This is a genomic window from Haliscomenobacter sp. (assembly GCF_040403615.1).
Taxonomy (GTDB): domain Bacteria; phylum Bacteroidota; class Bacteroidia; order Chitinophagales; family Saprospiraceae; genus Haliscomenobacter.
Map to the genome: position 1 here is coordinate 47,898 of NZ_JBBAKG010000038.1, position 7,853 is coordinate 55,750.

8 protein-coding genes are annotated in these 7,853 nt (G+C 48.4%); 7 read left to right on the forward strand and 1 reads right to left on the reverse strand.

Annotated features, from left to right (window positions below; translation table 11 throughout):
• Window positions 1–106: 106 nt before the first annotated feature.
• Window positions 107–1,063, reverse strand: a complete 957-nt coding sequence (locus tag ABW391_RS14160) for a threonine ammonia-lyase (RefSeq protein WP_353482537.1) — start codon at window positions 1,061–1,063, stop codon at window positions 107–109.
• Between the two features lie 131 nt (window positions 1,064–1,194).
• On the opposite strand from ABW391_RS14160, the gene ABW391_RS14165 reads away from it, so the two are divergent.
• From ABW391_RS14165 to ABW391_RS14195, 7 genes are all read left to right on the forward strand, one after another.
• Window positions 1,195–1,551 carry a transmembrane 220 family protein gene (locus tag ABW391_RS14165; RefSeq protein WP_353482538.1) on the forward strand — a complete coding sequence of 119 codons (357 nt, stop codon included), beginning with the start codon at window positions 1,195–1,197 and terminating at the stop codon, window positions 1,549–1,551.
• 99 nt (window positions 1,552–1,650) lie between these two features.
• Window positions 1,651–2,277, forward strand: a complete 627-nt coding sequence (rsmG, locus tag ABW391_RS14170; RefSeq protein WP_353482539.1) for a 16S rRNA (guanine(527)-N(7))-methyltransferase RsmG — start codon at window positions 1,651–1,653, stop codon at window positions 2,275–2,277.
• Window positions 2,278–2,329: 52 nt separating this feature from the next.
• Window positions 2,330–3,412, forward strand: a complete 1,083-nt coding sequence (locus tag ABW391_RS14175; protein WP_353482540.1) for a lysylphosphatidylglycerol synthase transmembrane domain-containing protein — start codon at window positions 2,330–2,332, stop codon at window positions 3,410–3,412.
• A complete protein-coding gene (gene rfaE2, locus ABW391_RS14180) occupies window positions 3,390–3,881 on the forward strand; it encodes a D-glycero-beta-D-manno-heptose 1-phosphate adenylyltransferase (protein ID WP_353482541.1) in 492 nt (163 codons plus the stop codon). The genes ABW391_RS14175 and rfaE2 overlap by 23 nt, the downstream gene beginning before the upstream one ends.
• The gene (locus ABW391_RS14185) at window positions 3,882–5,657 is read left to right on the forward strand and encodes a hypothetical protein (RefSeq protein ID WP_353482542.1); all 1,776 of its coding nucleotides are present in this window, start codon (window positions 3,882–3,884) and stop codon (window positions 5,655–5,657) included.
• Between the two features lie 133 nt (window positions 5,658–5,790).
• Window positions 5,791–7,410, forward strand: coding sequence for an alpha-glucan family phosphorylase (gene glgP, locus ABW391_RS14190; RefSeq protein ID WP_353482543.1), 1,620 nt, complete (start codon window positions 5,791–5,793; stop codon window positions 7,408–7,410).
• A gap of 128 nt (window positions 7,411–7,538) precedes the next feature.
• Window positions 7,539–7,853 (forward strand): DarT ssDNA thymidine ADP-ribosyltransferase family protein (locus tag ABW391_RS14195; RefSeq protein ID WP_353482544.1); only part of this gene is annotated, 315 nt, incomplete at its 3' end.

Sequence of the window (7,853 nt, forward strand, 5' to 3'; positions counted from 1 at the left end):
TACTTCGACTCCGCTCAGCAACCTACTTCGACTTCGCTCAGCAACCTACTTCGACTTCGCTCAGTAACCACTTCGACTTCATCTCGCCATCACTTATTTCTATCGCTTAAAAAGGCAATTTCTGTAAATCTACATTCCCTCCGGTCAGGATGATGCCTATCTTTTGTCCAGCAAACACAGATGGATTTTTCAAAACCGCAGCCAAAGGCACTGCACACGAAGGCTCAATGATGATCTTCATGCGTTCCCACACCAGTTTCATTGCTGCTACAATTTCTGCTTCGCTTACCGTAAATACATCACTCAGGTGTGCTTTGACAATGGCAAAGGTCTTTTCCGACATATTGGTCAGCAGGCCATCGGCGATGGAAGGCAACCCCTGGTGCGGAGTACGCACGCCACTTTTAAACGACAACCAGGCATCGTTGACCTGTTCCGGCTCAGCGCCATAAATTTTTGTGGCCGGGGAAAAATAAGTGCTACACAAGGCCGTGCCACTCATCAGCCCTCCCCCACCGATGGGCGCAATGATGGCATCCAGATCGGCAATTTCTTCAAAGAGTTCAAGGGCGGCAGTAGCTTGTCCGGCGATCACGTTGTAATCATCGTAGGGATGGATAAAAGTAGCGCCTGTTTCGGCCAGTACCTGTGCCAAAGTGGATTCACGGGCAGCCTGGTTGGCTTCGCACAAGATGATTCTGGCACCATAACCCGCGGTAGCTTCCCGCTTCACACTAGGAGCATTTTCAGGCATTACAATGTGCGCAGGTACGCCCAGAGATTGGGCAATTTTGGCCACTGCCTGGGCGTGATTGCCCGAAGAATGGGTGGCCAGGCCTTTTTTTCGGGCTTCCTGATCCAGGCGCAGGGCTGCATTGCTGGCGCCCCGCATTTTGAAGGCGCCAATTTTTTGGAAGTTTTCGCACTTAAAATACAACTGAGCCCCGCTGATCGCATTGATACTCTGGCAGGTCAGCACCGGAGTACGGTGAATATAAGGTTGAATCAAGGTGTGCGATTGCCGGATATCCTCTGGACTTGGAAGCTGCACTAATGTTTGCATTGTAGAGATTTTTGTGCCGAATATCGGTTAAAAATCTGGGTTTCCATTAGGATTTGTTGATCCTCAAAAGGACAAAAATCACTCTCAACTTCATTTTTTATCCAGTATCTTTACCGCAAAATCATTTAGTCATGAAAGTCCTCAATCTCCTTCTTACCTTACTTTTTATCACCTTTGCCGCTGTTCAGTACAACGATCCTGATCCCTGGGGCTGGGCGGCGCTGTATTTGTACCTCGCCGCTGCTTGCGGCATGGCCGCCTTTGGCAAATCCAATCGCTGGATGCTGCTCCTGGGTTTGGCGGTGAGTGGCATTTGGATGCTGACTTTGTTGCCAAGTTTCATCCATTGGATCAGTATGGGCATGCCAAATATTGTTGAAACCATGAAAGCCACACAGCCACACATCGAACTGACCCGCGAGTTTTTGGGCTTATTGCTTTGCACCCTGGTTTTTGGTTGGCAATTGCTTCGCTTGAGAAAGCGTTAAACCGATTGATTTAATCGCTGCCACCCACTTGTTTTCGACGGCTTTATACAGTACAGCAGCTTTTGTTATCTTTGCGCGGTACAAAAGACAAGCCAATTAATGCAAGTCATCCTCGACTATTTTCCACACCTTAGCGACCATCAAAAGGCGCAGTTTGCGCAACTGGATGAGTTGTACCGCGAGTGGAACGCCAAAATCAACGTCGTATCGCGCAAGGACATCGATTCCCTTTATGCGCACCATATTCTTCATTCTTTGGGCATCGCCAAAGTTGTCAGTTTCAAACCGGGTGCCGAAATTCTGGACATTGGTACTGGCGGAGGCTTGCCCGGTATTCCGCTGGCCATCCTTTTCCCGGAAACCCAATTTACCCTCATCGATGGGATAGGCAAAAAGATTCTGGTGGTCAAAGAGATCGTTCAGGAGCTGGGATTGAGCAATGTTATTGCCCAGCAGGGCCGGGCCGAAGAACTCAAAAGGCAATTCGATTTCACGATGTGCCGCGCAGTAACCAGCCTCGACAAGCTCTGCGCCTGGAGCTGGCCCCTCATCAAAAACAAGCAGCAACACGCCCTGCCCAATGGCTTGATCACCTTGAAGGGCGGCAACTTAAAGGAAGAAATTGCAGCTTTGCCCCGGGGAACCTACGTGGATAAAATTCCGCTGAGTCGTTTTTTCAAAGATCCTTTTTATGAAGAAAAGTACGCTGTGTACGTTCAAGCATAACAATTAAACATTTTCTTCGATTTCTGATCACCCGTTTGCCACAATTACTACTATGCAACGTTTTATCCTCAATTTTTTGAAATTCTTACTGTTTTTAGGTGTCGGAGTACTGATTTTGTACCTGCTCTACCGGCATCAAAATGCCGCTTTTCAAGCAGAATGTGCCCTCAAAGGCATACCTGGTGAAGAGTGCAACCTCCTGGACAAAGTACTCCACGATTTCGGCACTGTAAAAGTAAGTTGGTTGTTTTTGGTTCTTTGTGCCTTCATTGTCAGCAATATATCGCGTGCCATCCGTTGGAACATGCTCATCAAGCCCCTCGGCTATACGCCTCGGCTGATCAATTCTTTCTTTTGCATCATGATCGGCTATTTTGCCAATCTGGGTTTGCCCCGCCTGGGCGAGGTACTGCGGGCTGGAACGATGTCGCAATACGAAAACATTCCGGTAGAAAAAGTAATGGGCACCGTGGTCGTTGACCGCATCATCGATGTGATCAGCATCTTGTTGGTTACCGCATTGGCTATTTTTCTGGAATACGATACCATTTTGGCATTTGCCAAGCAACACGTGGCAATTGCAGACAAAATTGCCATGCTGCAAAATATGCTCATCTGGGGCATTCCCTTAATGCTGCTCGGAGTGGCGGGCTTGTGGTACTTTCGTAAGCAACTTTTGTCCACCAGCATTGGCCAAAAAATCATGGGCTTTGCGCAAGGATTTTGGCAAGGCATTCAAACGGTGCGCCAACTGGATCGCCCCTGGTTGTTTCTTTTCCACAGTTTTTTGATCTGGTTCATGTACTATTCCATGACTTACCTCAATTTTCATGCTTTTGCACCTACAGCGCATTTGTCGCTGGTAGCTGCCCTGATCACCTTTGTATTTGGGGGCTGGGGCATCGTGATTCCTTCGCCGGGCGGCATGGGTACTTACCATTTTTTGGCGCAAACTGCCCTGGCCATGTACGGCATCAGTGGGGAAGACGGGTTCTCCTGGGCCAATATTTCCTTTTTCACGATTCAGTTGGGGGGTAATGTGGCCATTGGGCTGAGTTCCTGGTTGTTGCTGCCCATTGTCAACCGCAATTATCAACCCAAAGCCCTCAGTCATGAGCATATTGGCGCAAATTGAGTCTAAAATCCACACCTGGGATTCTGCCCAAGCTGCGGTGCAAACCTGGCAAGCGCAAGGCGAAACGGTAGTGTTTACCAACGGTTGTTTCGACCTCTTGCACTACGGCCACCTGCATTATCTGGCGCAAGCCCGCGATTTGGGGCAGCGTCTGGTACTAGGACTCAATTCTGCCGCTTCGGTAGCTCGTCTCAAAGGCCCGCACCGACCAATCAACGACGAACTGACCCGTACCTGGCAAATGGCTTCATTGAGTTTTATTGATGCAGTGGTAGCATTTGAAGAAGATACCCCCTGGGAATTACTCCAGGTTTTGCAACCCGATATCCTGGTCAAAGGTGGCGATTACGAAATCGAGACCATCATCGGTGCCGATATTGTATTGGCCCGAGGTGGCCGGGTGCTTACCTTGCCGTTTGTAGCTGGATATTCAACCACCTCGATTGAGCAGAAAATTAAAAACAGTTAAATGAAAAAGCTCCTATTCCCCATTTTTGCACTTTTGATCTACAGTGTTGCGGCATTTGCTCAGGGCAGCCCCATCCCTCGGGGCAATTACGCTTATCCCGTTTTGGATCGATTGGAAATTCTGAGCGGAATAGAAGCACCGTATCATTCCTCCCTAAAGTATTACCAACGGGGTAGCGCAGTGAAATTTGCCCTGCAACTGGACAGCGCCAAGGCCAGACCATTGAGCACCCTCGATCGCGATGACCTGACGTATATTTTTCAGGACAACAATGAGTGGCTGGGGCAAAAAGCACTGCCCAATACACTAGGTGGAGCCAAATACAAACCAGACGGCGATACCACCCTCGGCTTGATCAAGGCCAGTTTGCGCGATCCGCGCTACACCCGCAACAAAAAACAATTGCTCAAATGGCTGTACCCGACACCGGCCAATCTACTGGAGGTCAATCTACCAGCCTTTCATTTTAGGCTCAATCCTACCCTCAATATGCAATTGGGAAAAGCTGCCGCTGGCGAACAGCCCTATTTTTACTACTCCCGTGGCGTAGAATTGCGGGCAGGGATCGATGATCGGGTGTTTGTGTACATGAACCTGTTTGAAACCCAAGCCCAGTTTCCGCAATACGTTCGCGATTATTACAACCAGTTTTATGCGCTACCTGGCGCTACCCTGGTCAAAAATTACAACAGCAAATTACTAAAAGTCAACAATGGCTACGATTTTTTGCTGAGTGATGGCTTTGTGGGGTTCAACCTCAGTCCGCACATTGGTGCCCAATTCGGGTATGGCCGCAACTTCATTGGCAATGGCTACCGTTCCCTGCTGCTTTCAGATTTTTCGCCCAATTACATTTACCTCAAGCTCAATTGGCAAATCTGGAAGTTTCATTACCAGAACATTTTTGCAGAAATGGTGTCTACCTCGCCCAATTTCAGCAACAACAACATCATTGAGAAGAAAAAATACATGGCTGCGCACCATTTGAGCATCAATCTGGGGCCTCACCTGAATTTGGGACTTTTTGAAACGGTGATGTTTTCGCGCAAAGACCATTTTGAATTCAATTACCTCAATCCAGTCATTTTTTACCGAGCAGTAGAGCAGGGACTAGGCAGTCCCGACAACGTGATCCTGGGTTTTGACGGCAAATTGAACCTGTTCAAAAAAATACAACTTTACGGTCAACTGGTCATCGACGAGTTTTTGTTCAAACGCCTGGTTTCAGACAATCAGGGCTATTGGGCCAACAAATTCGCCATTCAGGCCGGAGTCAAATACATCAATGCCCTGGGGATAGACCACCTCGATCTGCAATTGGAATACAACCTGGCGCGACCTTATACTTATGCACATTTTGATACTGCATCCTCTTATACCCACTTGAATCAAGCCCTGGCGCATCCGCTGGCGGCCAACTTCAAGGAGTTGGTATTGCTGCTGCGCTACCAACCCATCAAGCGCCTGATCATCGATGCACGCTTCATCCGGGCCAACTTTGGCGAAGATGGCCCCAATGACAACTGGGGTGGCAACATCCTCAAAAACAACTACAAATTTCAGCGTGAATACGGCAATTTTATCGGTCAGGGCATTGCAGCACAAACTTCTTTGCTCGGATTGGACCTGAGTTATCGATTGTCGCATAATGTTTTCGTTGATCTTCAGTATTTTTACCGCCGAAAAGACAGCGCCGAAGACGCGCGTGATCAACAAGCCCGTTTCATCAGCGCCGGAGTGCGGGTGAACATGGGGAAAATCAGAATGGATTTTTAATTGAGTTGAAAAGTTGAAGGGTTGAAAAGTTGTGCTTAAGCAGGGTTTGGAATTCTCAAGGAATGGCTCAAATCATGCACTACCTACAACTCTTCAACCATTCAACTCTTCAACTTTTCAACTAACCTGAAATATGTCAACCCAAACAAATCCTTCGGTGGCCTACTTCTGTATGGAGTACGGCCTCGACCAATCCTTCAAAGCGTACGCAGGTGGCCTGGGCATCCTGGCTGGCGACTACATGAAAGGCGCCAAAGACCACAATTTCCCCATTGTCGGCTTGGGCATCAAATGGAAACAAGGCTACACCGATCAGCGGATCGACCCCATGGGCAAACCTTACGATACTTACCACAACTACAACTACGATTTCATGGAAGACACGGGGGTGAGTGTCACCGTTGAAATCCGTGGCCTGGAGGTAGAGTGCAAAGTATGGAAACTGGAAGCCTTTGGCAACGCGCCCTTGTACCTGCTGGATACCGACCTTCCCGGCAACAACGATACCTGGGTAACCGGGCAGTTGTACGGCTGGTTTGGCGAAGAGCGCATCGCACAGGAAATCGTACTGGGCATTGGCGGAGTACGCGCCCTGCGCAAACTGGGCATCGAAGTAGATGTATACCACTTCAACGAAGGACACGCCCTTTTTGCTGGGTTTGAGCTGCTGCGCGAAAAAATGGAAGAAGATGACCTGACTTTTGAGGAAGCAGTAGAAGCCGTCAAGAGTGAAGTGGTGTTCACCACGCATACTCCTATTTTGCAAGGCAACGAGTCGCACCCCATCGAGCGCATCATGTACATGGGCGCCAACATGCACCTGAGCTGGGAGCAACTGGAAGAACTGGGCGGCAGTCCTTTCAATATGACCGTAGGTGCATTGCGCCTCTCCAAAAAATCGAACGCAGTAGCGCAATTGCACGGCGAAACCTCCAATAAAATGTGGGCGGAAATTGAGGATCGCTCCGAGATCATCGCCATCACCAACGCCATTCACAAGCCTACCTGGGTCGATCCAGCCATGATTGCTGCCGCTGAAGGCGATGGTGATTTGTGGGCAACGCACCTGCAAAACAAGCGCTCGATGATCGATTTCATCGAAGCCAAAACGGGCCATCGTCTGGATGAAAACAACCTGATCATCGGGTTTTCACGCCGCGCTGCGCCTTATAAGCGCTCGGATTTGATCTTTACGGATCCTGAAATCATCGCACCGCTTTTGGAAGCACGCAAGGTGCAAATTGTTTTTTCAGGAAAAGCACACCCGCTGGATGATACTGGCAAAGGCATCGTAGCCAACCTGGTGAAAATGGCACGCCAATACCCCAAAGCCGTAATTTTTCTCGAAAACTACGACATGGCCATCGGGCGCATGCTCACCCGTGGTTCCGATATTTGGTTGAACAACCCGCGTCGCCCGCTCGAAGCAAGTGGTACTTCCGGCATGAAAGCAGCCATGAATGGCGTACTCAATTTCTCCATCCTGGATGGCTGGTGGCCCGAAGCCTGCGATCACGGTGTAAACGGCTGGCAGTTTGGCGATGCTTACGAAAACGAAGAGGATGTAGAAGCACACGATGCTCACGACCTCAAAGCGCTCTACGATGTGCTGCTCAACGAAGTGATTCCAACGTATTACGACGACCGCGAAAAATGGGTAGCCATGATGAAGGCCAGTATCCTCGGTACCAAGGATCAGTTTGCGGTAAAACGGATGCTGGACGAGTATTTTGAGTTGTTGTATAAGGCGTAGGTTGATAAATTTTTTGTTTTGTTTTTTTGATTACGTCTTTTTTGCAGTAACTTTAGCGCATTGCCACGGTATCAATTTGTGGCAATGCGCAATCGATTATGGAGCTAAATAAAATATCAATATATCGCATGACTCATATTGAGAACATATCGCATGTTTTAAAATATGGGATCACGCATAGGAACTCCCCCAACAAAAATGCAGAATTTGTAACCATTGGTGATATCAGCTTAATTGATGCTAGGGCAACTAAAAGTGTTCAAGTTGATAATGGTATCTTGCAAGATATTGATGCTCCTTTCATAACCTTGGGAGATTTTATACCATTCTATTTCGGAACAAGGATGCCAATGCTATATGTTATGCAAAATGGTGGCAATTTTGTAGAAAGAGCAACTCCTGCCCAGGATATTGTATATTTGAAATGTTTGCTTGCTGATGTA

Excerpts from the sequence above, each read along its gene's own strand:
- ABW391_RS14160 (WP_353482537.1), bottom strand. The coding sequence starts at position 1,063 with ATGCAAACATTAGTGCAGCTTCCAAGTCCAGAGGATATCCGGCAATCG.
- ABW391_RS14165 (WP_353482538.1), top strand. The coding sequence starts at position 1,195 with ATGAAAGTCCTCAATCTCCTTCTTACCTTACTTTTTATCACCTTTGCC.
- rsmG (WP_353482539.1), top strand. The coding sequence starts at position 1,651 with ATGCAAGTCATCCTCGACTATTTTCCACACCTTAGCGACCATCAAAAG.
- ABW391_RS14175 (WP_353482540.1), top strand. The coding sequence starts at position 2,330 with ATGCAACGTTTTATCCTCAATTTTTTGAAATTCTTACTGTTTTTAGGT.
- rfaE2 (WP_353482541.1), top strand. The coding sequence starts at position 3,390 with ATGAGCATATTGGCGCAAATTGAGTCTAAAATCCACACCTGGGATTCT.
- ABW391_RS14185 (WP_353482542.1), top strand. The coding sequence starts at position 3,882 with ATGAAAAAGCTCCTATTCCCCATTTTTGCACTTTTGATCTACAGTGTT.
- glgP (WP_353482543.1), top strand. The coding sequence starts at position 5,791 with ATGTCAACCCAAACAAATCCTTCGGTGGCCTACTTCTGTATGGAGTAC.